This window comes from Pseudogemmobacter humi (assembly GCF_900609055.1).
GTDB lineage: Bacteria > Pseudomonadota > Alphaproteobacteria > Rhodobacterales > Rhodobacteraceae > Pseudogemmobacter > Pseudogemmobacter humi.
This window is the reverse complement of sequence record NZ_UXAW01000142.1, coordinates 24,064-48,623: the sequence shown is the minus strand read 5'-3', so window position 1 is coordinate 48,623 and position 24,560 is coordinate 24,064. Positions and strand designations below refer to the sequence as shown.

The following is a 24,560-nucleotide window of genomic DNA, read 5'->3' as shown; positions in this document are numbered from 1 at the left end:
CCGCACCAGGCGGGGTTCTCCATCGGATGCGCGAGGGGGAGATCTTCACTTCCTCATGGTCAGAACGACAGTGTTGATGTTCACCCCGACCTCGCGGAAGCTTTCGGGCGGCAAGTCGCGGAACATGCGCCCCCAACGGTCGCGGCCGACCTTCCCGGCCCATGCCCGGAACCGCTCGTGCTTCGGGGTTTCGTTGACCTCGGCCGAGGCGGGCAGGATTGCCACCAGTTGCCCGCCCGGTTTCAGGAAGGCCCATCCCTGCATAACGTGATCCATCCAATGCGTCCCGGCGAAAGGCGGGTTCATCACCACCAGGTCATAGTCCTCGCGGGGCGTCAGGCCGAGGAAGTTCGTGCAGCGCACGGTGACGCCCGGCAGGTTTCGGCCCGCCAGCGTGGCAGCGCGTTCGGGGTGGATTTCGATGGCATCGACCATGCAGCCCTTTTCAACCAAAGGGGCGACCAGCCCTCCGATCCCTGCCGAGGGTTCCAGAACCTTGTTGCCCGGGCTCAGATAGAGATCGCGCAGGGCTTCCTCCGCCACGGTCCCCGGTGTGGCATAGAAAGCTAAATCCTTGGCGGGCAGGTTGGTGCGGTTCCTGAAAATATCCGGGCTGGCATCGACAGGCGCAGCATCGGGCAGGGCTTCGCCGTAGTATTCAGCCAGCGTCGCATTGACCTTGGCAACCAGATCGGGCCGCTCGAACCACAGATGCGCGTTGCCGTTCTTGAACACACGCACCTTGAAGTAGCGGGTGGCAGTCTCGGATTGCTTCGGTCCCCAACCGGGCCGGTCGGCCTCGATGGCACGGCGCAAGGTGCCGGGGGCGGGCTGGCGCCCGTCCAGAATGGCGAAGATCCGCTCCAGGTCGATGAAAGTTCCCTCCATGGAGCCGCCATAGTGCCAGTGCCCGCTCTCGACGCTCATTAGCCGGTCGATGATCACGCGCGCCCCGATCTTGAACCCGTCATGGCTCTTGAAACGGCGGTCCAGCGAGGAAAAGGCACGGGCGAGGCCGCGCTGAAAGATCAATTCCGCCTCCCCGCAAAGCCGCTGGAAGGTGGCGGTGATGGTTTCAAGGGTGGCCTCCGGCACATCGTCCCCGCGCAGGGCGCGGTCAAACTCATCGCGCTCCTGCTTGTCCATCATGTTGCGCAGGCCAGTCTGTTCCAGCAGGCGGGTCCAGATCGCGGCGTCAAGGGTGCGGCGCACGGCGGCAAGGCTGACCTCGGCGTCGAAGTCCCTGCCACCGAGCCGGTCGAGATGGGCGCTTTCCTTCGTGCTGTCGCGGTAGAAGCCATGCCCGCCATGCGCGATCCCGGCCAGCTTCCGGGCCTCCTGTATCGTGGCGAAACCGGCAACCAGTTGGGCCGCACCCGCTTCGTAGGTTTTCAGGGCGGCGGTGCGGGCTTCCTCGATCTTCTCAAGGAAGTTAAGGGAGATCAGGCCGTTGGCGGTGCTGCCATCCTCGGCGGTGAATTTCTCGACAATCGACATATGCGGATTCCTGTCTGCGGGGCGCTGGCTATGCTCAAGCGCGAACATGCGGGGAGAGTCCCCCGCGTCGGTGCGCGGGGGCTGGGCTGGTCAGTATTCGGACGGCAGAAGCATCGTCAGGACGCGGCGGGTGCGTTCCGGGTTCGCCGGTTCCTCGGCGCCGAACTCATAGCTCTGGTCGTAAAGGTCGATTTTCCACAAAACGCGGATGCCGGAGACCTCGACCACGCCGAAGGAATGGTCCCCCCAAGGGTCGTTCTCTTCGGTGAAGGTATCGAACGCCGCCACGGTCAGTTGCAACAAGGTCAGGAACATCGGGCCTTTTTCCACGACGCCGGGGGTGCAAACGACCCGGCCCGGGACTTCGGCGAACCCTCCCAACGGGAACGCGGTGCGGAAAAGGTCATTCTGCCGGGCAATGATCGCGGCTTGGACGGCGCGCTGTTCCTCGGTCATGGGGTCGGAAACGACAGCCATTTGTGGCCTCCTTTTGGTGGGGGCGGGGGGTCTGTCGCCCCTTCCGCCGATGGGCGGCGCTTCCCAGTTCTGCCTTCTGAAAAGCGCCATGCTTTTCGGAAGGCAGAGCGGGGAGGGCGCAGCCCGACCGCGGCCCCGCCCGGGACTGTCAAGGGTCCGGGACCGGGGGTGGAGCGGCCCACAGCCGCAGGCGAGGACACGGCCCCGGGACCGGACGACGCGGCCACGCGGCGCTTGCCCATTGACCGGCCCGGTCGGGGATGCCGGGCGGACGACAACATGAGAACAGAACAGGAGGCGGGGGCGGGGTGAGCCGGGCCTGCCCGGTCGATCCCCGGCCACGACATTCGCCCCCGCGATCCGCGCGCCCGCGCGGATCACCGCATCGTCATGATTACCACAGGCGGCTCGCCTCCCGTTGCACTATGGGGCGCTGTCCGGCTCGCCGCCTGCAAGCCCCGGCCTAGTCGGGCCGGGGTGGAAATCCGCAGGGCAGGGGAGGTGACACCCCTGCCTGAGGGACCATCACCCGCATGGGTCGAGAGCGGCGGTTCCGGGCGACCACGCCGCCGGCGGGCGGCTGGCGCGGGTTCGGAGGAGACCGTGGCGGCCGCCCGCCGGCGGCAGGGAGAACGGGGCGGAAGGGCTCGGGGCGTAGGCCGCTGCGCAGGCCGGAGCCTAGGGCCTGAACCTCCGCAACAGCGGAGGACAGGCCAGAAAACATGCTGGAAAGTGAAAACCGGGGCGGAAACCGTAGGTCGTTCCGGCGACCTCGGCGCAATTTTCATGCAGGCCATTGAACCGTTCGTCCTCGCAGGGCCACCTTTATACGGAACATCGAATGGCGATGCCTTGGATCAGACAAGGGAAAGAGAGCGGATTCTTGACGGCTATCTGGTCGCAGCGGTGCGGTTAGGTGATCGAAGGGCGTTTGATCTGCTGGTCGGGCGGTGGAATGGCAGGCTTCTTGCCCATGCCCGACGACTGCTCGCGGACGATGAGGACGCAAGGGACGCGGTGCAGGAAGCCTGGGCGGAGATAGTCCGGGGCATCGCCCGGCTCAAGGATGAGCGGGCCTTTCCGGCATGGGCCTACCGGATCGTCTCGCGCAGGTGCGCCAAGCAGATCGGCCACACACAACGGCAGCGGAGGCTGGAAAAGGCGATACTGGCCGAGCCCGAGGTGCAAGCAGACGACCTGTCGCCCCGCACGGACATCGACAGGCTGCGGGCGGCGGTCCGCGAACTGCCCCCCGGTCAGCGCGCTGCGGTGGCGCTCTTTCACTTGGAGGATCTGAGCATTGCGGAGGTGGCGGTGGCACTCGACGTTCCGGCGGGCACCGTGAAGACGCGCCTGATGCACGCCCGGCAAAAACTGCGCGCAACGCTTGAAGAGGATCGACAATGAAAGAGCTGGACAAGATGATCGACGAAGCCATCGGGGAAGAAGAGCGCGAACTGCTGCGGCGGATCGGCGAGGAACCCGGCTTCTTCAACCAGATGTCGGGGATTTTCGGTGGCAGCACCGGATGGGTGAACGCCGTGCTCATGGTGGTGCAGACGGTGTTCTTTCTCACCGGCATATGGACGGCATGGATGTTCTTCGCGGCCGGCGACCCTGTAAGCCAGTTGAGATGGGGGTTGCCGGCCACCGTGCTGCTTCTGATGGGCCTCATGCTGAAGATGATGGTCTGGCCTTCCTTCCAGGCCAACCGGCTGCTGCGTGAACTGAAGCTGATCCAGCTCCAACTCGCGCGGAACGCTGGTCAGACGGATAGCGGGCGGACCACAGTTTGAGGACAGAATGACGACCGGGCAGGCGCGAACCACGCCTGCCCGGTCGAACGCGGCCGGTATCAACTTGCCTTGCGAAGCTCCACGCTATTCGCGCCAGAAGCGCGGCAAAAACAGGATTAGGATTGTGAACAGCTCAAGCCTACCCAGAAGCATGGCAGCTGAAAGCAGCCACTTCGCCCCTGCGGGGATCGCCTCGAAATTGCCGACCGGGCCGATCTCGACACCGAGGCCCGGACCGACATTCGCCAGCGCCGTCGCCGCGCCGCTGGCGCTGGTCATGAAATCCAGACCAAAAGCCATCAGGCAGATCGTCAACACGCCGTAACATATGAAGAACACTGCCATAAATGCGACGACCGAGTTGATCACCCCGTCCTCGACCTGACGCCCGGCGTAAGTCCTGGGGAACACGCCGTTGGGGTTGAGAAGCCGTCGGAAATGGCCCCGTAGCATGATTGCCAGGATTTCGAAGCGGAAGATCTTGATCCCGCCCGAAGTCGAGCCGGTGCATCCGCCCACGAAGGTCAGGATGAAGAACAGCCCGACAACGCCGTTCCCCCACAGGGAATAGTCCTGGCTGGCGAATCCGGTGGTCGTCACGACCGAGACCACGTTGAAGGCGGCATGGCGAAAGGCGTGTTCGAGCCCGTATTGCCCGGAAAGGAAAAGCCAGGCTCCCAACGCGATGGCGACGACGCTGAGCATCGTCAGCATGGTGCGCACCTGGCTGTCCCACAGGGCTTTCGCGTCCCCGGCAAGCATCCGCACATAAAGGACGAAGGGCACGGCACCCGCGAGCATGAAAGCCGTTGCGACCCATTGGATGCCATTGGCTTCCCAGGCGCCGAAGGATCTGTCGGACGTGGAGAACCCGCCCGTCGATACCGTGGTCATCGCATGAGCCGCCGCATCGAAAGGCTGCATTCCCAGAAGCCAGAAGCTCAATGCGGCAAGAATGGTAAGCCCCAAATAGGTCAGGCCAATCACGAGAACGACCTGCCGCACGCGCGGCAGAGCCTTTTCCGACCGATCAGAGGATTCCGTGCGGAAAAGCTGCATCCCCCCGATCCCGAGCGCAGGCAGGATGGCGATGGCAGAGGCAATGATCCCGATTCCGCCCATCCATTGCAGGATAGCACGCCACAGCAGCATCCCCGGGGGCGCGTGGTCGAGGCCGGACATCACCGTGGCCCCGGTTGCGGTGATGCCCGAAACAGATTCGAACACCGCATTCGCCAGATTCCCGCTGACCGAACCATATTCCGCCAGCCAGAACGGCAGCGCACCGACACCCGCAACCGCGATCCAACTGGTGGGCGTCAGCAAAAATGCCTGCCTCAGCGTTAGCCCGTGCCGCAGCCCTCCGGCATTACGCCAGACCAGCAACCCGCCACCCAGAAGCGAGATTGCCCCTGCGAGTGCGAAGGCCAGCCAGTCCGCATTGCGATACCAGAGGTCAACCAACATCGGCGGCAGCATCATCAGCGCCGAAGCAAGCAGCATCGTGCCTTGCAGAAAAAGGACCGGGCGGAGCCCTTGCCGTGACAGGATGCGGCTGGCCGTCTTGCGAGGTCTGACCTGTTTCACGGCTATTTTCGCCCCGCCATCATCCGAAGAGCTTTTCCGCCGCGGGCCAATGACCCTTCGCGACAAGGAACAGCACCCTGTCCCCGGCCCGCAGACTCTGCCCGGCCAACTCGGCGAACATCTTCCTTCCCCGGATGAGCGCGAGAAGCCGGACGCCCTCGCCATGAAGGTCGTCACCGGATCGGCCCTCGATCGTGCTTCCTGCCGACACGCCGACCTCGACCACCTCGCCAAAGCCCTCGCCGATGTCATGGGCGCCGACAATAGCCCCGCCCCGCATGTGCCGCAGCACGGTGGCGATGGTGGCCGAACTCGGGTCCAGGACAGAATCAATACCAAGAGTCGGGATCAGGCGCTGATAGGAGCCTTTCTCGATCAGGGCGATGGCCCGCTTGCAGCCAGCCTGCTTGGCCAGCACAGCAGAGAAGATATTGGTCTCGTCGTCATTGGTGACCGTCACCATCGTATCGGCCAGCCCGAGCTGTCCTTCCTCCAGCAATTCCTGTTCCAGTGCATCGCCGTTCAGGACCAGAGCGATATCGCCAAGCTCTCCCGCAACCTTCTCGGCGCGGGCGCGGTCAATCTCGATCAGTTTTATGTCGCATCCGGGCAGAGTGCTGCGGACCCGATGCACCAGATGCACGCCGATGTTTCCTGCCCCTGCGATGACGATCTGCCGAGCCCGGCGCTCGCGGTGGCCGAAGGCTTGCTGCACCTCTGCCAGCCGCTCGGCCTCGGCCAGGACGTAAAGGTCGTCTCCGACCTCAAATCGGTAGTCGGCGCCAGGCTCGAAGATCCGTCCCTTGCGCCGGACAGCAACCGGAATCATCGCCACCGCCTCGGGGCGGGATTGCACCTCGGACAGCCGCTCACCCGCCAGCGGAGCACGGGAATCCTCGACATGGATGCCCAGCAGCGCCACCTTGCCCTCCGCAAAGGGCGCCACTTCGAATGCGCCCGGTGTTCGCAGACGGCGTGCGATGCTTTCCGCGATCTCAATCTCGGGCGAGATCAGCACGTCGATCGGCATATGCTCGGCAGCAAACAGTCCCGAACCATCGCGTTCCAAAAACCCGGCATGGCGCAACCGCGCAACCCGCCGCTTCACCGAGAACAACGAATAGGCCACCTGACAGGCCACCATGTTCACATCGTCGGAACGGGTGACGGCGATCAGCATGTCGGCGTCCTGTGCGCCTGCGCGACGCAGAACCTCGGGATGCGAAGCGTGGCCCAGGATCGCGCGAACGTCGTAGCTTTCGCCAATCCGCCGGGCGCGATCCGCGTTCTCGTCGATGACGGTCACATTGTCGCCCCGCGTGGCCAGATGGCGAGCAATGGTGGTGCCGACTTGACCGGCACCACAGATCACGATCCGCATGAAAGCTCCCTCCGGTCGGTTACAGGACGCCACACCTGCGCGCAGCGTCACTCCTTACCCAGCTTGCGGCGCCATGCGGCAGCGCGCCCGAGAAGATGAGCGCCGATCGGGGCGGTAAGCATGATGAAGAAAATGGCAAAGATCGCGCGCGTCACCGCGCTGACCGTGCCGATGTCCACCGCCGCCGCCAGCAGCGCAAGCGCACCGGCGAACGAGGCAACCTTCGATGATGCGTGCATCCTGGTCAGGGCATCGGGAAAGCGCAGCACGCCCACGGCCGCGACCAGTGCGAAACCACCCGCAAACAGGGCAAGAAAGCCGGTGATCACTTCAATCATCGTTGTCGCTCCTGCGGGCAAGACGTTCGGCGTAGCGCGCCAGGGACACGACCGAGACGAAACTGACCAGCGCCAGCGCAACCGCGATGTCCAGATAGCCTTCGACCTGCGCCCGGACCGCGAACAGGCCACAGAAGCCGATGATCGCCGAAGTCATCATGTCGAGCGCCACCACCCGGTCGGAGAGGGTAGGCCCCCACCAGAGCCGGATGAACCCTACCACGATCGCAAACGCGATCAGGGCAAGGCCGATGTTCAGGCAATAGCCAAGAAAATCTGTCGTAGTCATCAGCGGAATACCTCCCTGACACGATGTTCCATGCCGGATTTCAGATCGGCCACCAGCGCCGCGGCATCTTCGGCGTAGATCGAATGGATGACCAGGAAGCTCCTGTCCTCGGCCACGTCCAGCGTAAGAGTCCCGGGCGTCAGGGTGATCAGGTTGGCGAGGATGAATATCTCCAGATCGCTCTTCGGGCCGATGGGCATCCTCACGATGGCCGGATGCAGCCCGGGTTCCCGCGCGATGCAGTCGCGGGCCACCATCAGGCAGGACTTGACCAACTCCTTGATGAAATAGACCAGCAGCACCGCGGCCTGCGGCAAGGCACGGAAGTATCGCGCATCTTCATCGCGACCGACGAGCAGCCGCCCGAACCAGAGGGATGCGAAGCCAAACAGAAATCCGCCCGCCAGGTCGATAGGCGCCAAGCTGCCCCAGAGTGCGCCCCAGACCACGGCCAGCAGGACGTTCATGGCGAGGTAGGTCATGGAGCGTCCCCCCCTAGCACGGTGGCGATATAGGCCGAGGGGTCCAGGAGCTGTTCCGCCCCGGTGGTGGCGAAGGTGACGAAGGGTTCGGGGATGAGACCGATCAGCACCGTCATCGCCGCCAGGGCGATGATCGGAGACAGCAGGAGCCAGCGCGCGCGTGTGGGAATGGCCGACAGCGCGGGCTGGCGCTGATCGGGGTGGGCCTTCCAGAACGCCTCGGCCCAGATCTTCGTCATTGAGTAGATCGTCAGCAGGCCGGTCAGCAGCGCGACGAAAGCCACCAGCCCTTGCCCCAGATCGAGCGATGCCTTGACCAGCACATACTTCGCCCAGAAGCCCGACAGGGGCGGGAAGCCCGCCAGCGAGAAGGCCGGGATCAGGAACAGCGCCGCCAGAAGCGGCGCGGAACGGTAGAGCCCACCGATGACGTAGAGGTCCGAACTGCCGGTCAGCCGGCGCGAGACACCCGCGATCAGAAACAGGTTCGCCTTCACGATAATATGGTGCAGCAGGTAGAAGACGCCCCCCATCACCGCGAGCGGCGTCATCAGCGCCAGGCCCAGAACCATGTAGCCGATCTGGCTGATGATGTGGAACGACAGGATCTTGCGGAAATCCGACTGCGCCGCCGCACCCAGAACCCCGGTCAGCATGGTCAGGCAGGCGACCCAGAGCAGGATTTCATGCGTATAGCCCTGGTCGCCGACGAAGATCAGGGTGAACACCCGGATCAGCGCATAGACGCCCACCTTTGTCAGCAGCCCGGCGAACACCGCAGAGACCGCGTAATGCGGTGTGTGGTAGGAGGCGGGCAGCCAGAAGAACAGTGGAAAGACCGCGGCCTTCAGGCCGAAGCCGATCATGAACATCATGGCGATCACGGTCATCAGGCCCTGATCGGGATGCGCCGAAACCGCGGCGCGCAGATCGGCCATGTTCAGTGTGCCGGTCGCGCCATAGGTCAGCCCTGCCGCACATAGAAACAGCACCGTCGAGATCAGGTTCAGCGTGACGTATTTCACCGCGCCGTCGATGGCCTTCTTCCGCCCGCCAATCACCAGCAGGACGAAAGACGAAATCAGCAACACCTCGAACCAGACATAGAGGTTGAAGAGGTCTCCGGTCAGGAAGGCCCCGGTCACCCCGCCGATCAGCGTCTGGAACAGTCCGTGCCAGCCGAGGCGAGCGGAGGTCTGCCCCACCTCGGCCATGGCCCAGACCGCGACGGCCAGGCCGATGATCGCGGTGATCAGCACCATCGCCGCGCCCAAATAGTCGGCGACGAGCGTGATGCCGAAAGGCGCGGCCCATGCGCTCATCTGCGTGGCAACGACCCCGTGCTCCAGGACAGCCAGAAGAAGCCGGATCGCCAGCACCAGTGACACGACCGCGCCGGCGACCGAAATCCAGCCCGACCCGCGCCGGTTGCGCAAGAGGAAGGCCAGCGCCGCCGTCACGAACGGGACGAGGATCGGCAGGGCAAGCGTCCAGCTCATTTCTCGCCCTCTTCGGGCTCAGCCAGGCGCATCCGGTCGATTTCCAGATGGCCGAAGCTCCGATAGGCGCGGATCGTCAGCCCAAGGGCAAAGGCAAACAGACCGAAGCCTATGACGATGGCTGTCAGCAGCAGCGCCTGCGGCAGGGAGTTGGCCATTTCATGTCCCGGAAGCGCACCATCCGCCCCCAGCAAGGGCGGTGCGCCCTCGGTCAGCCGCCCGGCGGCGAAGATCGCGAGGTTCACCGCGTTCGACAGCAGAAGCAGGCCGAACAGAAAGCGCAGGAGATTGCCCGACAGCATCAGCCAGACCGCGGCGGCGGTCAGCAGGCCCGACAGAAGCGCAACGACGGTTTCCATCAAAGCGTCTCCTCAAGCGCGAAGATCAGGGTCAGGATGCCACCCACCACCGCCAGGTAGACGCCGATGTCGAAGAGCAGGACGCTGGATATTTTGTAGTCGGCGATCTCTCCCCAGATCCCGGCGAAAGGTTCGGCGCCGAGCGGCAGCGCCATCAGCCCGGCGATCAGGGCGCAGGCAAGTCCGAGCGTGCCGATGGTGCGCGGATCGACATGCAGCGCGCGCCGCGCCTCGGCCACGCCGCTGGCGAAAGCGTGAATGGCGAAGCCGCAGGCCGCGATCAGCCCGCCAATAAAGCCGCCGCCGGGCGCGTTGTGTCCGCGCAGCAGGACGTAGAGCGAAAAGACCAGGAACAGCGCGATCAGCAGCCGCGCGCCGGTGGTCAGGATCAGGGATTTCATTTGCGAGCCCTCCCTGCGCGGCGCTTGAGCACGGCGTAGGCCCCGATCGAGGCGAGAAACACCACGGTCAGTTCGCCGAAGGTGTCGAAGGCCCGGAAGTCCACCAGGATCACGTTCACGATGTTGAGCCCATGCGCCAAGGCATAGGAGCTTTCCTCGAAATAGGCGGTGATATGACGATCCAGCGGATGCGAGACGATGGCCAAAACCGTCAGGGTCATGCACAGGCCGACCGCACCGGCGATGACCGCATGGCGCATCTGTTGCGCCCCGGTCCGGCGCTCGATGATCCCCGGCAGGCGCAGCATGGCGATGCCGAACAGAACCGCCGACAGGGTTTCCACCATCAACTGTGTCGTCGCGACATCGGGCGCCCCGAAGATGATGAAGATCAGCGCGACCCCGATGCCCACGGTGCCTATGCCGCCGATATTGGCGATGCGGGAATGGGGGTTCAGCGCCAGCGCCGCCCCTGCGACGGTGAAGCCCGCGATCACCCAGACCAGCAGCGGCGCGGAGGTATCCGGCACCAGCACAGGCCGGGTCACGATCAGCGTGCCGCCGAGCGTCAGCGCCAGCACGACGAAGGTGGCCGCCAGGTATTGCGTGAGCCGCCCGGTCTGGATGATCCGCGCCTGCCAGCCAGCAAAGGCGCGAAAGCCGTCCAGCAGCTTGTCCCAGCCCGGATCGAAGCCGGGCAAGCGGTCAAGCGTGGCGGAAATCCCGCCGCGCAACCTCTCGCGCGCAAGATAGATCAGGGTGCCGAGTGCGAATGTGGCCAGGCTGAGGAAGAACGGCAGGTTGATCCCAGCCCAAAGATGCAGGCCAGCCGCGCGCGGCTGGCCCAGGCTGCCGGTCACGGCCGCATCGACAAATGGCTGCACCAGTCCCGCCCCGAGGCCGAAGATCAGCCCAAGCAGCCCCAGAACCAGCGGCCCGGCCAGCATCTGCCATCCCGCCTCGTGCGGCTCGTGCGGCGGCTTGCCCTCCGGTCCCCAGAAGGGACGCAGCGCGACCATGCCCGCCACTGCGAACATCAGCGCATTGGCTGCCAGCACGCCCACCATCACCAGCACCGATGGCGCCAGCGTCGCGGAACCGGCATAGAGCAATTCCTTCCCAATCCAGCCGATCATCGGCGGCAGGCCCGCCATCGAGGCCCCGGCCAGCGCCGCCGCCAGCGCCGTCACCGGCATCACCCGGCGCAGGCCGCCCAGCAGGGCTACATCGCGGGTGCCGGTGCCGTGGTCGATGGCGCCGACCACCAGGAACAGCGCGGCCTTGTAAAGCGAATGGACGATCAGGAAGCTGATCGCAGCCGTCAGCGCATAGGGCGAGCTGCCCGCCAGAAACAGCGTGATCGTGCCGAGCGCCATCAACGTGGTATAGGCCAGCGCCTGTTTCAGGTCGGTCTGCCGCAGGGCGAAGATCGAGGCAATCACCGCCGTCACCAACCCGGCCGCGGTCAGGGTGCCTGTCCAGGCGGCGGTGTCGCCCAGAGCGGGATGCAGCCGGGCCAGCAGATAGACCCCGGCCTTCACCATGGTCGCGGAATGCAGATAGGCGGAAACCGGCGTCGGCGCCGACATCGCGTTGGGAAGCCAGAAATGGAACGGGAACTGCGCCGATTTGGTGAAGGCGCCGAGCAGCACCAGCACGAGGATCGGCATGTAGAGCGCATGGCCCTGTAGCCCCTCGCCCGCCAGAATCTGCGTCAGGTCATAGCTGCCCGAGGCGGTTCCCATCAGGACGAACCCCGCCAGCAGCGCCAGCCCGCCCGCCGCCGTGACCAGCATGGCCTGCAGGGCCGAGCGGCGCGCTTCGGCCTTGTCGTGGCCGAAGCCGATCAGAAGATAGGAAGTGATGCTGGTCAGCTCCCAGAACACAAAGATCGCGATCAGATCCGCCGCCAGCACCAGTCCCAGCATCGACAGCATGAAGGCTGTCAGGAACCAGAAGAAGCGCGCGAAATGCGGATGCCCGGCCATGTAGCTGCGGGCGTAGAGCATCACCAGCGCCCCTATGCCGCTGATCAGAAGCGAGAAGATCAGGCTCAGCCCGTCGATCGCGAAGACCAGCCCGATACCGAGGGAGGGTATCCAATCGTAACTCCAGCGAAGGGGAGTGCCGCCTAGTACCGGCGGAACAGCGCAGGACAACGCAGCGAACAGAGCTGCGGCAAGGAGTGCCGGAATCAACGAAGCAAAGCCGGGCCGTTCGCCGGCGTCTTTCGACATGGTGGGGGCCGTCATGGAGGGATCAGGCCGCCCTTTGTTCGTTGACCGTCCCGGGCCCGGTCGGCGATTTCACCACCACGACCGCACTATTTGCGCTGTCGATGACCCTCTCTGCACGATCCCCGAGAATGAACCCGGCAAGGCCCTCCCGTCCCCGCGATCCCAGCACCAGGATGCTGTCCTGCTTGGAAAGGGTGACGTCGCAGAGCTGATGGGTGGTTCCACCTTTCCTGTGGATCAGGTTGCGATAGCCGCCGGGCGGCAGATGCGCGTCGATGAAATCGTTCAAACGTGAGAGGCTTCTTTGGCGCTCCAATTCAACCATGCGGTTGACCACTTCCTGATGTTCGTTCACGCGGGGGGAGCGCAGAATATGTTCCTCGGGAAGCCGCCAAACGTTCACCAGATCGAGCGGCAGGCCAAGCGTCGCGGCCAGCGCCGCCGAGAACCGCAAGACCTCGCGGGACAAGTGCAGAGCGATTTCATCCGTCGGGTCCGGGTCGAGGGCAGCCAGCACCGCGCCGAACTCGGACCCGGACTTTTCGTGGACGACGGCAAGGGGGCAATCGATACGCTTTGAAAGCAGGGAGATCGCGTGATTTCGCTTCCGGCGCGCAAGGATGCCATCCGCCTTGGGCCAGTCGATGATGGTTATGTCGGGCTTCAGGGCGGATACCCGCTCCAGGATTTCCTCGAACGGCAAGGGACGGGCAGGGTCGAGCTTCATGGTCTCGATCCCGGCTTGGTGCTCGTCAGCTAGCCCTGCCGCAAGTAGTCCGCCGGGCGGCGCCATGCTGGCCGACATATTCAGAAGTAAAGGTTTCAGAATCTCCCCTCCCGAACCCGCGATGCTGGTCTAGGCCATCATCATGCCAGAAAAGGACCTGTTGATAAAATCGGAAAATTGTGGACTCATCATAGAGGCGATCTATAAGAGAGGGAAGCCATGCCTTCGATCCAGCAACTCCGCTACCTTGTGGCCCTCGCGGATACGTTGAGCTTCAGCCGGGCAGCGGCGATAACCAACGTGACGCAGCCCACCCTGAGTATGCAGTTCAAGGACTTGGAACGCCGCGTCGGCGCGAAGCTGGTCGAGCGCAATCGCGCCCGTGTCGTGATGACACATCTGGGCGAAGAAGTTTCCAAGAAGGCGCGGGTCATCCTGAGCGAGATCGAGGATATTTACGCGCTGGCCAGAACACAGGGTTCAGGGCTGGGCGGCACGATACGGGTCGGAGTGGTCCACACGCTCGGCGCCTACCTTCTGCCATTGGTGGTGCCCGAGTTCAGGGCCCGCTATCCCGAACTGCGGTTCTACATCCGGGAAGAATTGCCCGATGTGCTCATGAATCACCTAGATGATGGGCGCCATGACATTCTGATCTGCCCTGTCCCGGTGCTTCGCAGGGATTTTCTGTGGGTCCAGCTCTTTACGGAGCCGTTTCTGGTCGTGCTACCGTACGACCATCCCCTTGCCTCGCAGCAGGAGATCAACAGAGCTGACCTCAAGGGCGAAACGATCCTGACGATGGAGAGAGGACACAAGCTGTCGGAACAGGTCAGCCAGCTTTGCGAGGATGTCGGCGCATCGCTCTCCTATGATTACGAAGGGACGAGCCTCGACACATTGCGCCAGATGGTTGCCATGGGCATGGGGATTTCCTTGTTACCCGCCCTCTACGTCCGATCCGAAGTCGAACGGGAGAAGCTGGTAGTTGCTCGACCGCTGGCCGGAACTGCACCCGACCGGACGATCGGCCTGATCTTCAGGGAGGGCAGCCTTCGCAGAGAGAGCTTTGAAAAGATAGCCGGGACCATGATGGAAATCCTCCGCAGCCGCGCGCCTCAAGTTTCTGTTCCAGATACCGAATCTTAGCGTGGCCAGGGCAGATGATTCCCGCAAGCCGTCCTTCAGCACCGTTGCTCCGAAACCGAATCCGGCGCACAACCGCTTAGATTTCATCGCTCCCCAGAATTGGCCATCGCGCGCTGCTTCAGACCGATCAGGGATCTGATCAGGTTCAGCCCGTCCTGCTCGGCAAGGCCCCAGGCTTCCAGAACCTTCATCCCCGGGGCAGATAGAGCGAGCGCAAGGTTTCCTCGCCACGGCTGCTTGGGCGGGGTAGAAGGCCCCAGGGTCGAACTGCACCGATGAACCCCCCCAGCGAGTAGATAACAGCCGGCCATCGCCCGGCTCGCTGTCCGCGGGTGTTCATATGCGGTTTTGACCGGTCTCTTCGTCACTCATCTTGTAACCACATCCTCTGCTTCAGGCCGATGAGCGAACCATGCAGGTTCAACCGCCCGGTATCGGCCAGCCGCGTCATGGCCCGCAGCATTGCGCCGGGCTGCCGAACCGGCTTCTCCGGGCGGTTCCGGTTGGCGTCGATCACAAGAACACACAGGGCTGCCGCCAGCTCGCCCATCACATCGACCGCTTCCGCCCAAGCAGTCGGGTGAATACCGAGATCGCGGAGAAGATCGGAAGCGGCCTGGATGAAATCGTGTTCCGTGAGCGGGTGATGATCACGCCGGTTGCCGTCGAGATACATGCGGAAGTCCTCGCCGGCCATCGAGTAGAGCTGCTTGGGGGTGAAGGTTTCGAGGTATCCGGGCTTGAAACCACGCTCGAACCTGCGATCCTTGTATTCTAAGCAATGCTCGGAGCCGCTACAAGATTCAAGGTTTTCATCCGTTGTATCTTGTATATGAGGCCGGAACTCAGGTTCCGCATCGCCGGTAGAATCATCATCAAAATTCAGATGATAGAGGGCATCTCGGGCCGCGTTATCCACAAGCTCGAATGCGGCCTGCAAAGCCGCCGAGGATAGCCCTTCGTAGCGACGCGGCGCTCCCTGCAGAACGATCAGCAGATCCACGATGGCCGGATGCTCGGGGGCCGCCTCCACGAGGCTTGAAACCGCCCGGGTGAGCTGCCGCTTCGCCGCCGAAAGCTTCCGCCGCAGAACGAGGCAAGTCCGCAGCTCCGCCTCCTGATCTTCAAGGAGATCAAGAAACTCGGGAAACCGCTCGATGAGCGGCGCGAAACTGATGCCCTGGATCAGCTCACCGTCTGCAAACCGACCGCGGCTGCCGTCGGCCGCGAGGTTGCGGTCGATCAGGCGCTTCCGCTCAAGGCTGATCTCGTGCTTCCGAACGGCCCTTGGGGTGATCCCCAACCGTTCGGCGACCTGCATCTGCCGCAGGTAGCAGATCGCATCGACGCCGGGGCTGGTCCAATCCGAGGGCCTGGTGGCCTGCATCATGATCAGCAAGGCCCGAAGCTGGCCGCTGGACAAGCCCAGTCTGGGGCAGATGGAGGTCAGAACCCGTTCCACATCAGACCTTTGGAAGCGGCCCGGAAGGGTTGGATATGTGTTCTCTACGCGCTGGCGCGCTGCTGCAATGCTCATGCCTGTTCCTCACTTCGTTGTCGAAGTGGCTGACAACCGGCAAGATTTTTCCGTTCGCACAGGTGCGTTTTTTACTTGCTCTGATTCGGGAGAGGGTGTTAGAACCGGCACTAGATCGTCAGTGCTTCTCGGGATTGCCGTCCCTAGGCCCTAAAACCCCCCCCGTGTTGGTTGCCGCCACGCGGGGGTTTTCATTTGTAGTCGGTCGTGTTCCTCTGCTCTCTGTGGTTCTCTCGACGGGCTCGTTGATCGTGGCCCGCGAATCTGCCCCCGCGATTCTGCGGTGGCATGACCCTTGTAATGGCACAAACTGTCGTATCGGACAACGAATAGGGACCCATATGCACGGGTCAGCCCCTAGCTCTGGACCTCAGTAGTCAACCCTTTCATAGCCATAGTTGCCCTCGTGATCGCGCCAGTCCACGAACACAGCCCGGTAGCGGTAGGATGAGCACCATCCCGTCGGGTTGTGCCCAAAGGCCGGTGGCAGGGTGCCGACATGCGACCTTTGCCAGTGATACTGGCCCTGTGTCGTGTATTGACCCAGCCGAGTGCCGTCGCTGTGGATGCAGTCGTCTCGGCCCTGGTGCTGAGAGGCGACCACATGCCAGACGCGGATCGAACGCACGAAATCGAACTCGGGACCACTGATGTCGATGTCGGCTGCGTCACCTTCGACCTGCACCTGGTGCAGGATGGCGCCGAGAAGCGCTTCGCGATCCACTGCGTGAAGAACAGCGGGGGCAACTTCGGGAACCGATTGTTCAAGCCCCTGCTGCGGATTGGCACGGCTGATCGCGGCGACGAGCCTGGTCATGGCGCCCTGTGTTCCGCCAAGCGCATCGTCCAGTCCCGCCGTGGTGTGCATGGGGCAGCGCCAGATTTGTAGCGGCGGTTCGACCGGCCAGGGCGTGATCCGCCGCACAAACTCTGCACGGGCACGGGAACACTCCGCGGATGCGGGCCATCCACCGGCCAAGCAGAGAAGGATGGCGCAATCAATAGGATAGGCTTCCGCACGCTGCGGCGTGAGCGAGGCAGCGGCCGCGACCGCGAACATCATCGCCGTTGCTCCCGCAGCTCTGAGCTTTGCACCAAACATACTGCACCTCTGGTAGAATTGCACATAACAGATACTATGTGTAAATCAGGAGTGTCTAGCAGAGAAGTGCCGGGCTCCGGTGGCGGCGATCGCCGGGTCATTCAGGACATGAGGAGGAACAGCCTCGGGGACCGATCCTCAGCGGACAAGCAGGGGAGGGAAGGCGCCGCCATAGGTCGCAACGAGGGCGAGGAAGCCTCGGGGCGGCATAGCCCGGGCAGATGGTAGATGAAGATTGCGGCCAGACAAGGAATTACCTTGACTATCGCTCAAAGGTTTGTGCGCTGCTGTAGCAGACGAGGAAGCGTTCCATGACTATCCACCTGATCAACCTGCTCCTCATTGCGCTATTCTTCGTAGCGGCCTTCGGGATCGACCTGCTGCTTGGGGCAGTGGGTGGCGCACGCTTCCTGACCAGCCGAACGATCACCGCACTTTGCGGCGGTGGTATCGCGGGATGGCTCGGACTTGGAATGATACAAGAGACACTTCCATTCGGAAGCACCGTTCTCGGCGTCGGTCTTTTGAGCCTGGCAGGGGCAATGTGGACGGCTGTTGCAATCCGCAACTTCAGGGTTGCAGCGCCGGCAACTGCGCTGGCCGGGACAGTATTGCAGGTCGGGATCGGCTATATTGTCGGCCCCGCCGTTATCGTCATGTCGATGTTATTTGTGGCGGCAATGGCAACCCAATTCCTCCGGTTGTATTCACCTATCGGCGGCGTTGTTCCCGTAGTGAACGGCAGGCCGACAAGGTAGGGCGAAAAAGACGGGGGCACTGCTGTTCACTTCAACCCGCCGCGCCCTCGGCAACCCGCGCTTGAACACGGCCATGCTTTTGCTATTCTGTCACCGGGTCGCGCCACATGCGCGATCCGGGGCGTGAGAACCCCTTCAGACAGCGGCTCGATGTAGTGCAGCCGTTACCCGCACTCCTCGACCTCGGTGGTCGGGGAGGCTTACACGCATGTCCAAGGCCGCCAGGCCCAAAGGTGTAAGCGGTCGTCCTGTCTGGAGGCTTCTCAACTCCCCGATCAGAGATCAGGGGATACGAAGCAACGATCCAGCCCAATCGAACAGCAAACCGCCGATACGAGGCAGGCCCGGAACTCACTGGCTTGCCCTGCGTTCTCTTTCTGTGCGCGTCTGATCGAGAAAGCGCCCGTATTCATTCGATACATCGCGCGCCTCCTCGAACACCCGTGCGCGTTCAGCATCAAGGCAGCGAATATAGCCCTCAACATCAGTCCAGTATCGCTCGTAGTCGCCCTGAAGCAGGTCGACGAACTCGCGCATGTCGTTCGGATCGGTTGGCAGCCATGGCCGCTCGGGCGCGGTGCAAGCACCCGCTCCGGTTGCAACTATTGCGATGACTGCGGTGAGGGGCAAGACGCACTTGTTTGACATAGGAGCTTCCGTAATATGCCGCAAACCCAAGGATAAGAGCGGTGCCCGCCGCCCCGCCCACCCGATCTATCTGCACAAAAACTAGTAAATGTGCAATTCGTGCTTGACCCAGACTCGCCCGGTCAGTAACCGGGTCGGGAACAGTCCAAGCGCCTGCCGTGCCTGAACTGTGAGAAGAAAATGGACATAGACACCTTAGGTTACACGACCGAGGAGCGCGCCAAGGGGCAGGTAGCGGACGGGTGGATGATCGAGGTCGAGTGCCTGGAGACAGCAGAACTTCCGCGCAAGGGGGTCTGGGTCGGCCGCTGGCGACTTTACCTGATCGACCCCGAAGCCCCCGACAAGCGCCGCCCGGTTGTGACGGTTCGGGCTGCACGAAGTGTGTATCGAGGCGAAGAAAACGTCGAATACAAGGAATACACTTCCTTGGCAGGGCTCGCGAGCTTCCTCCGCGGCACGGGCATTCGGACCATCACTGTTCCCATGGACAAGGGCGAGACGGCACGATGTAGCTTGTCGGGCAGCAGCCCGAACCCGGAAAACCCGACAGATTCAATGGAGAACGACGACTAGTTTCGTCGTTTTCCTTTGCGGCTGTCTGGCGAGTCCAGCCGCATCGGACGTGGTTCTTACCCTCCGAGAAGATGGCTCGCTTGTCAGTTCCGAGACCCAACGCGGCTTTGCCCGGCACTACGGTGACGCCACGCGCAGCCCGCTCGGGGAAATCTTCCTCTTCAACCGGACAGATCGAGAGGATGAGGGCGCAGCGCAACCCACTGCGCTTCCCCATGTCCCCCGCGCAGCCCACCCGGAAATCTCGACCGAGATCGACGCCGTAGCCCTGCGCTATGCGCAGCATCCGGGCGTCCGGCAGGCAGGGCTGACGACACTGGAATGGGCACTGCTCTACCGGGCGAACATTGAAATCGAGAGCGGATACGACCCTGCCGCAGCTAGCAGCGCCGGCGCCATCGGGCTGGGTCAACTCATGCCGGCCACCGCGAACGATCTGGGGGTCGATCCCCACGACTGGCGTCAGAACCTGGACGGCTCGGCTCGGTATCTTCTGGCGATGCTTGCGCAGTTCGGAAGTCCCGAACTTGCGCTGGCCGCATACAACGCTGGCCCCGAGGCGGTCACGCGCCACGGCGGCATCCCCCCTTATGCGGAAACACAAGGCCATGTGCAGAGCGTTATGGCCGTTTTTTCCCGGTTCAAAGGAGACGTCTAATGTCCAGGCAGCAACTCGGTAGTTTCGCGACCTTTGCGGTCATACTGACGCTATTCGCCGCTTCGCCGGCGATGGCGCAATCGCTCGACCTTTCTCCCGTTCAACAGCTTCTGCAAGGGATCGTTGACGTTATCACGGGTCCGCTCGGTCTCGTAATTGGCACCCTGGCTTTGATCGGTGTGTTCCTGATGTGGCTTTTCGGCCGCCTCGATTTCATGCAGGCGCTTTGGGTGGTCGTTGCCATTGCCGGTATCGCGGCTGCCCCCACGATTGTCGCCGCGATCTGGAACTGATCATGGCCGAACAGACGCAGCTATTCATTGGCTTGATCCGACCGCCCAAATTATTCGGGCTGCCGATCTCCTATGCGATGGTGTGGCTGTTCGGCTCTACCCTCCTGTTTCTTTGGACGCAGCACTGGCTTGTCGCGGTGCTGTGTCTCGCGGCCTACCCTGCTCTTTGGAAAGCCGCCGATTGGGACGAGCGGTTTTTGGACGTGGTTGTGACCACGCTACAGAACACGCCGCCGACGCGAAACCGCAAGATTCACGAGGGCAATAGCTATGCGCCCTGACAGGAACGCGATGGGCTCTGCCGGGCTCGACCCCACCAACTATCTGCCAACGTGGTGGGATCGGGAAGCGCGGCTTGCCCTGATGCTGCCCTATGTTGCCCTGGTCAACGACACCACGATCCGCACAAGGAGCGGCGAGCTTTTCCAGTGCATCAGGTTGGAGGGGATCAATAGCTTCACGACGGAAGATGACGTGCTCGACAAGACAGCGCGGATTTTCGCCTCGATCCTGGCGCAGTCGGGAACTGGCTTCTCCTACTACGTCCACAAGGTCACGCGGGCGATCAGCCACGGCCTTTCGCCCCTGCCCGGGGACGACTTCGCTGCGGCTGTTAACCGGCGCTGGCAAGCCGCCCTCGACACCGCAAACCTGCGCGACCGCACCCTGACCGTCACCGTCGTGCGCAGGCCGAGTGGCCTGAAGAAGGTGCCATTGGCGCAGAAGAAGTCCCTCGCACGGATGCAGCAGGAGACGGAGCTTGCGCTTCGGCAGCTTGGCGAGGTGGTTGGATTCCTCCGGTCAACCTTCGCCGATCAGAACCCGCGCATCCTCGATGCCAGATCCGGCGACCTGCTTGGCTTCCTCGGCGCCCTGAACACGGGACAAGAGCGCCCCATCCTGCCGGGCTCGCCGCTTGGTTTCCTGTCCCAGGATGTAGCCAACACCCGCGTTACCTTTCGCGGCTCCCAGTATGAAATATCGGAAGGGCCGGCAGGCAGGCGCTTCGGCACCATCTTCGCGGTGAAGAACTACCCGGGCAGGACCTCCTGCGACATGCTGGATGAACTGGCGCTCCCCACGGACATGGTGATCTCCCATTCGTTCGTCCCGGTGAACTCGAACATCATGGCTGAGCGGATCAAGCGCCAGCAACGCCTGATGCGCTCGACCGATGACGGCGCGATCTCCCTGCTGGCGCAACTTACAGAGGCATTGGATGACCTGGAGTCGCGGCGGCTCAGCTTCGGGGATCATCACATGACCGTGGCGATCTACGCCGATACGCTCGAAAAGCTGGCCGATCTGTCGTCCGAGGTGCGCAATATCAGCTCGTCGCAGGGGATCGTGCTGGTGAACGAAAGGTTCGCAGCGCGCACCCACTATTTCGCTCAGCACCCTGGCGCTGCGCCCATGCGGTCGCGGATCGCTGCGATCACCAACCGGAATTTTGCCGACATGGCCGCGCTTCACAGGGCGCGGATGGGCAAAACCGCGACGGATTTGCCGTGGGGCGAGCCGGCGACGATGTTCCCGACTCCCGAACGCTCGGCCTATTGGTTCTCCTTCCACGAAAAGGGAAGCCCGGACAAGGAACCTTCCAGCGGCCATACCCTCGTGTTAGGCCGGCCTGGCTCAGGCAAGTCGGTGCTTGCGGCCTTCCTGATGGCACAGGTCCGGCGGCTCGACGCCCGGATCATTGCCTTCGATTACCGGCAGGGTCTGGAAATGGCCTTGCGTGCCCTCGGCGGCTCCTATTCCTCCGTGAAGGCAGGGGCAAAGACCGGCTTGAACCCCCTGAGGACGGAAGTCGATGAACGTGGCCAGGCATGGCTGGCCGACTGGATGGTGACGATCCTCTCCCGTCCCGAAAAGCCCCTGTCCCCGATCCAGACCAACTGGATCAGGGAGGTGGTGCGCCAGAACGCCGAGGCCCGGAACCCCGACCTACAGACATGGGACCAGTTCGCCTCACTCATGGTTTCGGCCGACGATGGCGGTGATCTGCACCAGCGGTTGCAAGAATGGACCGAGACCGGACGGTATGGCTGGATTTTCGGAATGTCGCGCGAGGACACGTTCAGCCTAGAGGGTGATGTCGTCGGCTTCGATCTGACGGGCATTCTGGATGCCGAAGGCGACAAGGAGCGGATGGCGGTCCTGAGCTACCTGTTTCGTCGCGTCGAGCGGCTGATCGAAGATCGCCGGCGAACGCTGATCGTGGTCGATGAAGCCTGGAAGGCTCTGGACAACGAATATTTCGCGGAACGGCTGAACAACTGGCTCGTGACCGCCCGGAAACAGAACGCGGTGGTTCTCATGCTCACGCAGTATGCGAGCCAGCTTGCCCGGACCCGGACGGGCAAGACCATCATCGAGGCGGTGCCCACCCAGATCCTGCTGCCGAACACCCGCGCCAAGGTCAGCGACTACGACATGCTTTCTCTCAACGAGAAGGAGCTGGGAATCCTGCTGGAGGCAGGGACCGGCTCCCGGCTGGGTCTGCTGCGCGACGATCAGGGGGCCGTGGTCATCGACGCGGACCTTTCTGGCCTTGGCAAGCTGGTGACGATCCTCGGGGGGATGGAAGCCGGAGAAAAGCTGGTCGGTGCCGACTACCGCACCCGCCCCGATTTCTGGAGAGTGGAATGATCCGTATCACGTTCATCATGTCTGGGCTCCTGCTTCTGGCAGGTTGCGCCGCACATCGTGAGCCCGCTGCGAATTGCTGGCAGCATCGTGTCGCTTTCGTGGAAGCGGATACGGCCACCCCGGACTGCATCTTCACACCCCTGGCCGGTCCCGCGGGGGGCGTGGATGTCTAGAACCTGGCTGAGGGGCATCAGCTTCGCCGCCTTGCTCGCAGCCGGCGCGACCGCGAGCGCGCAAGGCGTTCCGACCTTCGATGCCGGATCATTCGCAAGGCTGATGGCGATCCTTGAACAGCGCAACCAGGACCTCAACCTTCAGGGGGATCGGCTTGAGCGCGAACGCGAGATTGCCGAAATAGAACGGCAACAACTCGCGGAGCTGGAAAGGCTCGTCGGGTCTTTGTCCGGCAACGCCTTCGCAAGCGGTATGGTCAGCTCTCTGGAGAACGCCGGGCCGATGCCCGCCAGCGATCTCTACGGCGCGACCGATCCGAACCCGGCCGCGGAACGTCTTTTCGGCGATGCCAATGTCACGGTGGAAGAACTGATCGTTCGGGTCGCTGCCGAAACCCATTCCCTGCCCGGTGTCGGTCGTGCCGGGCTGACTCTGGTCCAATGGCGCTGCCTGCTCCAGGCGCTTATCTGGCAGGAGTCCCGCTTTCAGATTGGTGCCCGCAGCCCTGTAGGGGCGTTCGGCCTGACCCAGATCATGCCCGGAACGGCTGGCGATCTGGGAATCTACCCCGCCTACTACGAAAGCCCCTATCTGCAAGTGCAGGGCGGTGCCCGCTACCTCGCGCAGATGCTCAATATGTTCGGGGGCAACGTGATCCATGCCCTCGCCGCCTACAATGCCGGGCCGGGCAATGTGCAACGGTATGGGGGCGTCCCGCCCTTCAACGAAACCCAGCACTATGTTCAGGTAATCCCGCAGAAATATAACGAATATCTGCGCACGGTCGGCGGCCCGGACGCCCTCGGAACCATCGAGCCCATCCTTGCTGCGGGCTCACACCTCAGCCTGACCGCGGATGCGTCGATGGCCTATGGCGCGCATTCGATGGTCCTGGCCCGCATGTCGGCCGAGCGCCTGCACGCGATCGTCAGCCAGATCAGCCATGCCTCCGACGTGCAGGAAGCCATGGCGCTGAACAGCTATGCACGCGCCGAGCTTGCCCGGCTGCTGACCATGACGATGCGGCTGCGCGCTACGGATCTTCAGACGATCAGCGCGGAACAGGTCGCTGCTGCAATGGAAATCGCCCACGAGCGGCAGTTCATGAACCTCACCCTACGGAGCATGGAATGAAAAATCTCATCAGAACCGCGTTCCTTTCCGCCTGGCCGGTCTGTGCAAGTGCGGCGGGGCTTGCAGTCGCCTTCGCTCCGCAAGCGGCAATGGCTCAGGGCGTCCCGACCATCGACACGCGGGCTATCGCGCAGCAAATTACGCAATATCAACAGCTTCTCGAAGATTTCGGCATCCAGACCGATATATTCGACAACCTGCTCGAACAGCTCGATGTTCTGAACGAACAATATGCCCAGCTTACGGAAATTGTGCGCGTCCTTCAGGAGGCGCGGGATCAGGTCGGGCTCATCATGGGCGGCGACCAGGACGCCCTGCTCGAAGCGGATTTTGGTGACATCCTGGCCTTGGTGCAGAACGTGCAGAACGGCGACTGGAGCGAGCTTATCGGGCCGAACGGCCCCCGCATGAGAACCCAGATGGAGCTCGTTCTCGCCCGGGCAGGCTTTGACGAGGACACGATCCGCAACATGGCGGCCAGCGGTGTTGCCGGCGCCGAGCGGACGGCCCTCGCCGCAACGACCGGCGCAATGACCGCCGCCGTCGGTCAGACATCGCATGAAAACGCGGGTCGGTCCTATGAGCGGATCGAAACCCTCGTCGCTTCGATACCGGACCAGCAGACCTTCCGTGAAAGCCTCGATCTCAACACGCGGGTCACGGCCGAGCTGGGAGTGATCCTCCTGCAAATGCTCGAACTGCAATCCGTCGCCACCCTTGCGGCCGGTCAGGGGGGCGTCCTCGATGCCGCGACCATCGCCGAAGAGCGCCGCTACATGGATTTCACGATCCCCGATCTTCAGTGAGTT

General features: G+C 63.1%; 26 protein-coding genes. 11 read left to right on the top strand and 15 right to left on the bottom strand.

Annotated elements, in window-relative coordinates; genetic code table 11:
- Positions 1-45 precede the first annotated feature (45 nt).
- Positions 46-1,497 (bottom strand): DUF4942 domain-containing protein, encoded by a 1,452-nt coding sequence (locus XINFAN_RS21520; RefSeq protein ID WP_124088887.1) that lies wholly within the window; start codon positions 1,495-1,497, stop codon positions 46-48.
- Between the two features lie 90 nt (positions 1,498-1,587).
- Positions 1,588-1,974 carry a DUF3768 domain-containing protein gene (locus XINFAN_RS21515; RefSeq protein WP_233352475.1) on the bottom strand — a complete coding sequence of 129 codons (387 nt, stop codon included), beginning with the start codon at positions 1,972-1,974 and terminating at the stop codon, positions 1,588-1,590.
- Between the two features lie 732 nt (positions 1,975-2,706).
- Between XINFAN_RS21515 and XINFAN_RS21510 the strand changes: the two genes are divergently transcribed.
- Complete coding sequence (locus XINFAN_RS21510) at positions 2,707-3,381, top strand: RNA polymerase sigma factor (RefSeq protein ID WP_233352473.1); 675 nt, start codon at positions 2,707-2,709, stop codon at positions 3,379-3,381.
- Positions 3,378-3,770 carry a DUF6768 family protein gene (locus XINFAN_RS21505; protein ID WP_124088886.1) on the top strand — a complete coding sequence of 131 codons (393 nt, stop codon included), beginning with the start codon at positions 3,378-3,380 and terminating at the stop codon, positions 3,768-3,770. The genes XINFAN_RS21510 and XINFAN_RS21505 overlap by 4 nt, the downstream gene beginning before the upstream one ends.
- A gap of 84 nt (positions 3,771-3,854) precedes the next feature.
- Here XINFAN_RS21505 and XINFAN_RS21500 read toward each other — a convergent pair whose 3' ends face one another.
- Genes XINFAN_RS21500 through XINFAN_RS21455 form a run of 10 tightly spaced genes read right to left on the bottom strand, consistent with a single transcriptional unit; the run spans position 3,855 to position 13,070 of the window.
- Complete coding sequence (locus tag XINFAN_RS21500; protein WP_199286508.1) at positions 3,855-5,357, bottom strand: TrkH family potassium uptake protein; 1,503 nt, start codon at positions 5,355-5,357, stop codon at positions 3,855-3,857.
- 19 nt (positions 5,358-5,376) lie between these two features.
- Complete coding sequence (gene trkA, locus XINFAN_RS21495; protein ID WP_124088885.1) at positions 5,377-6,738, bottom strand: Trk system potassium transporter TrkA; 1,362 nt, start codon at positions 6,736-6,738, stop codon at positions 5,377-5,379.
- A 47-nt stretch (positions 6,739-6,785) separates the two neighbouring features.
- Entirely contained in the window at positions 6,786-7,076 is a 291-nt protein-coding gene (gene mnhG, locus XINFAN_RS21490) for a monovalent cation/H(+) antiporter subunit G (protein WP_124088884.1), read from the bottom strand.
- The gene (locus XINFAN_RS21485) at positions 7,069-7,365 is read right to left on the bottom strand and encodes an MrpF/PhaF family protein (RefSeq protein ID WP_124088883.1); all 297 of its coding nucleotides are present in this window, start codon (positions 7,363-7,365) and stop codon (positions 7,069-7,071) included. The genes mnhG and XINFAN_RS21485 overlap by 8 nt, the downstream gene beginning before the upstream one ends.
- On the bottom strand, positions 7,365-7,847 hold the full coding sequence (locus XINFAN_RS21480) for a Na+/H+ antiporter subunit E (protein WP_124088882.1): 483 nt from the start codon (positions 7,845-7,847) through the stop codon (positions 7,365-7,367). Before XINFAN_RS21480 ends, XINFAN_RS21485 begins: the two co-directional genes overlap by 1 nt.
- The gene (locus XINFAN_RS21475; RefSeq protein ID WP_124088881.1) at positions 7,844-9,346 is read right to left on the bottom strand and encodes a Na+/H+ antiporter subunit D; all 1,503 of its coding nucleotides are present in this window, start codon (positions 9,344-9,346) and stop codon (positions 7,844-7,846) included. Before XINFAN_RS21475 ends, XINFAN_RS21480 begins: the two co-directional genes overlap by 4 nt.
- The gene (locus XINFAN_RS21470) at positions 9,343-9,705 is read right to left on the bottom strand and encodes a Na+/H+ antiporter subunit C (RefSeq protein ID WP_124088880.1); all 363 of its coding nucleotides are present in this window, start codon (positions 9,703-9,705) and stop codon (positions 9,343-9,345) included. The genes XINFAN_RS21475 and XINFAN_RS21470 overlap by 4 nt, the downstream gene beginning before the upstream one ends.
- A complete protein-coding gene (locus XINFAN_RS21465; RefSeq protein ID WP_124088879.1) occupies positions 9,705-10,106 on the bottom strand; it encodes an MnhB domain-containing protein in 402 nt (133 codons plus the stop codon). Before XINFAN_RS21465 ends, XINFAN_RS21470 begins: the two co-directional genes overlap by 1 nt.
- The gene (gene mbhE, locus XINFAN_RS21460) at positions 10,103-12,358 is read right to left on the bottom strand and encodes a hydrogen gas-evolving membrane-bound hydrogenase subunit E (RefSeq protein ID WP_124088878.1); all 2,256 of its coding nucleotides are present in this window, start codon (positions 12,356-12,358) and stop codon (positions 10,103-10,105) included. The genes XINFAN_RS21465 and mbhE overlap by 4 nt, the downstream gene beginning before the upstream one ends.
- 7 nt (positions 12,359-12,365) lie before the next feature.
- The gene (locus XINFAN_RS21455) at positions 12,366-13,070 is read right to left on the bottom strand and encodes a universal stress protein (RefSeq protein WP_160144705.1); all 705 of its coding nucleotides are present in this window, start codon (positions 13,068-13,070) and stop codon (positions 12,366-12,368) included.
- Positions 13,071-13,289: 219 nt separating this feature from the next.
- Between XINFAN_RS21455 and XINFAN_RS21450 the strand changes: the two genes are divergently transcribed.
- The gene (locus XINFAN_RS21450) at positions 13,290-14,219 is read left to right on the top strand and encodes a hydrogen peroxide-inducible genes activator (protein ID WP_124088876.1); all 930 of its coding nucleotides are present in this window, start codon (positions 13,290-13,292) and stop codon (positions 14,217-14,219) included.
- 364 nt (positions 14,220-14,583) lie between these two features.
- Here XINFAN_RS21450 and repC read toward each other — a convergent pair whose 3' ends face one another.
- Positions 14,584-15,756: a replication initiation protein RepC gene (repC, locus tag XINFAN_RS21445; protein WP_124088875.1), complete on the bottom strand. Its 1,173-nt coding sequence runs from the start codon at positions 15,754-15,756 to the stop codon at positions 14,584-14,586.
- A gap of 370 nt (positions 15,757-16,126) precedes the next feature.
- Positions 16,127-16,819 carry a hypothetical protein gene (locus XINFAN_RS21440; RefSeq protein ID WP_124088874.1) on the bottom strand — a complete coding sequence of 231 codons (693 nt, stop codon included), beginning with the start codon at positions 16,817-16,819 and terminating at the stop codon, positions 16,127-16,129.
- A 350-nt stretch (positions 16,820-17,169) separates the two neighbouring features.
- On the opposite strand from XINFAN_RS21440, the gene XINFAN_RS21435 reads away from it, so the two are divergent.
- On the top strand, positions 17,170-17,616 hold the full coding sequence (locus XINFAN_RS21435) for a hypothetical protein (RefSeq protein WP_124088873.1): 447 nt from the start codon (positions 17,170-17,172) through the stop codon (positions 17,614-17,616).
- Between the two features lie 351 nt (positions 17,617-17,967).
- Here XINFAN_RS21435 and XINFAN_RS21430 read toward each other — a convergent pair whose 3' ends face one another.
- Entirely contained in the window at positions 17,968-18,264 is a 297-nt protein-coding gene (locus XINFAN_RS21430; RefSeq protein WP_124088872.1) for a hypothetical protein, read from the bottom strand.
- A gap of 180 nt (positions 18,265-18,444) precedes the next feature.
- Here XINFAN_RS21430 and XINFAN_RS21425 point away from each other — a divergent pair, with 180 nt between their 5' ends.
- The 7 genes from XINFAN_RS21425 (at position 18,445) to XINFAN_RS21395 (ending at position 24,557) form a co-directional block, all read left to right on the top strand.
- Positions 18,445-18,840, top strand: coding sequence for a hypothetical protein (locus tag XINFAN_RS21425; RefSeq protein WP_124088871.1), 396 nt, complete (start codon positions 18,445-18,447; stop codon positions 18,838-18,840).
- Positions 18,841-18,889: 49 nt separating this feature from the next.
- Positions 18,890-19,498: a lytic transglycosylase domain-containing protein gene (locus XINFAN_RS21420; RefSeq protein ID WP_124088870.1), complete on the top strand. Its 609-nt coding sequence runs from the start codon at positions 18,890-18,892 to the stop codon at positions 19,496-19,498.
- On the top strand, positions 19,498-19,791 hold the full coding sequence (locus tag XINFAN_RS21415) for a TrbC/VirB2 family protein (protein WP_124088869.1): 294 nt from the start codon (positions 19,498-19,500) through the stop codon (positions 19,789-19,791). Before XINFAN_RS21420 ends, XINFAN_RS21415 begins: the two co-directional genes overlap by 1 nt.
- Before the next feature lie 2 nt (positions 19,792-19,793).
- Complete coding sequence (locus XINFAN_RS21410) at positions 19,794-20,072, top strand: VirB3 family type IV secretion system protein (RefSeq protein WP_124088868.1); 279 nt, start codon at positions 19,794-19,796, stop codon at positions 20,070-20,072.
- A complete protein-coding gene (locus tag XINFAN_RS21405) occupies positions 20,062-22,443 on the top strand; it encodes a VirB4 family type IV secretion/conjugal transfer ATPase (protein ID WP_233352471.1) in 2,382 nt (793 codons plus the stop codon). Before XINFAN_RS21410 ends, XINFAN_RS21405 begins: the two co-directional genes overlap by 11 nt.
- 165 nt (positions 22,444-22,608) lie before the next feature.
- Positions 22,609-23,751 carry a lytic transglycosylase domain-containing protein gene (locus tag XINFAN_RS21400; RefSeq protein ID WP_124088867.1) on the top strand — a complete coding sequence of 381 codons (1,143 nt, stop codon included), beginning with the start codon at positions 22,609-22,611 and terminating at the stop codon, positions 23,749-23,751.
- Entirely contained in the window at positions 23,748-24,557 is an 810-nt protein-coding gene (locus XINFAN_RS21395; RefSeq protein WP_124088866.1) for a type IV secretion system protein, read from the top strand. Before XINFAN_RS21400 ends, XINFAN_RS21395 begins: the two co-directional genes overlap by 4 nt.
- The last annotated feature ends 3 nt before the right edge of the window (positions 24,558-24,560 follow it).

Bases quoted from the DNA above. Each gene is read 5' to 3' on its own strand.
- XINFAN_RS21480 (WP_124088882.1), bottom strand. From the start codon at position 7,847: ATGACCTACCTCGCCATGAACGTCCTGCTGGCCGTGGTCTGGGGCGCA.
- mnhG (WP_124088884.1), bottom strand. From the start codon at position 7,076: ATGATTGAAGTGATCACCGGCTTTCTTGCCCTGTTTGCGGGTGGTTTC.
- XINFAN_RS21505 (WP_124088886.1), top strand. From the start codon at position 3,378: ATGAAAGAGCTGGACAAGATGATCGACGAAGCCATCGGGGAAGAAGAG.
- XINFAN_RS21440 (WP_124088874.1), bottom strand. From the start codon at position 16,819: ATGATGTTCGCGGTCGCGGCCGCTGCCTCGCTCACGCCGCAGCGTGCG.
- mbhE (WP_124088878.1), bottom strand. From the start codon at position 12,358: ATGACGGCCCCCACCATGTCGAAAGACGCCGGCGAACGGCCCGGCTTT.
- XINFAN_RS21450 (WP_124088876.1), top strand. From the start codon at position 13,290: ATGCCTTCGATCCAGCAACTCCGCTACCTTGTGGCCCTCGCGGATACG.
- XINFAN_RS21435 (WP_124088873.1), top strand. From the start codon at position 17,170: ATGACTATCCACCTGATCAACCTGCTCCTCATTGCGCTATTCTTCGTA.
- XINFAN_RS21455 (WP_160144705.1), bottom strand. From the start codon at position 13,070: ATGAAGCTCGACCCTGCCCGTCCCTTGCCGTTCGAGGAAATCCTGGAG.
- XINFAN_RS21400 (WP_124088867.1), top strand. From the start codon at position 22,609: ATGTCTAGAACCTGGCTGAGGGGCATCAGCTTCGCCGCCTTGCTCGCA.
- XINFAN_RS21430 (WP_124088872.1), bottom strand. From the start codon at position 18,264: ATGTCAAACAAGTGCGTCTTGCCCCTCACCGCAGTCATCGCAATAGTT.
- XINFAN_RS21485 (WP_124088883.1), bottom strand. From the start codon at position 7,365: ATGACTACGACAGATTTTCTTGGCTATTGCCTGAACATCGGCCTTGCC.
- XINFAN_RS21410 (WP_124088868.1), top strand. From the start codon at position 19,794: ATGGCCGAACAGACGCAGCTATTCATTGGCTTGATCCGACCGCCCAAA.
- XINFAN_RS21465 (WP_124088879.1), bottom strand. From the start codon at position 10,106: ATGAAATCCCTGATCCTGACCACCGGCGCGCGGCTGCTGATCGCGCTG.
- XINFAN_RS21415 (WP_124088869.1), top strand. From the start codon at position 19,498: ATGTCCAGGCAGCAACTCGGTAGTTTCGCGACCTTTGCGGTCATACTG.
- XINFAN_RS21520 (WP_124088887.1), bottom strand. From the start codon at position 1,497: ATGTCGATTGTCGAGAAATTCACCGCCGAGGATGGCAGCACCGCCAAC.
- trkA (WP_124088885.1), bottom strand. From the start codon at position 6,738: ATGCGGATCGTGATCTGTGGTGCCGGTCAAGTCGGCACCACCATTGCT.
- XINFAN_RS21515 (WP_233352475.1), bottom strand. From the start codon at position 1,974: ATGGCTGTCGTTTCCGACCCCATGACCGAGGAACAGCGCGCCGTCCAA.
- XINFAN_RS21395 (WP_124088866.1), top strand. From the start codon at position 23,748: ATGAAAAATCTCATCAGAACCGCGTTCCTTTCCGCCTGGCCGGTCTGT.
- XINFAN_RS21470 (WP_124088880.1), bottom strand. From the start codon at position 9,705: ATGGAAACCGTCGTTGCGCTTCTGTCGGGCCTGCTGACCGCCGCCGCG.
- XINFAN_RS21405 (WP_233352471.1), top strand. From the start codon at position 20,062: ATGCGCCCTGACAGGAACGCGATGGGCTCTGCCGGGCTCGACCCCACC.
- XINFAN_RS21475 (WP_124088881.1), bottom strand. From the start codon at position 9,346: ATGAGCTGGACGCTTGCCCTGCCGATCCTCGTCCCGTTCGTGACGGCG.
- repC (WP_124088875.1), bottom strand. From the start codon at position 15,756: ATGAGCATTGCAGCAGCGCGCCAGCGCGTAGAGAACACATATCCAACC.
- XINFAN_RS21425 (WP_124088871.1), top strand. From the start codon at position 18,445: ATGGACATAGACACCTTAGGTTACACGACCGAGGAGCGCGCCAAGGGG.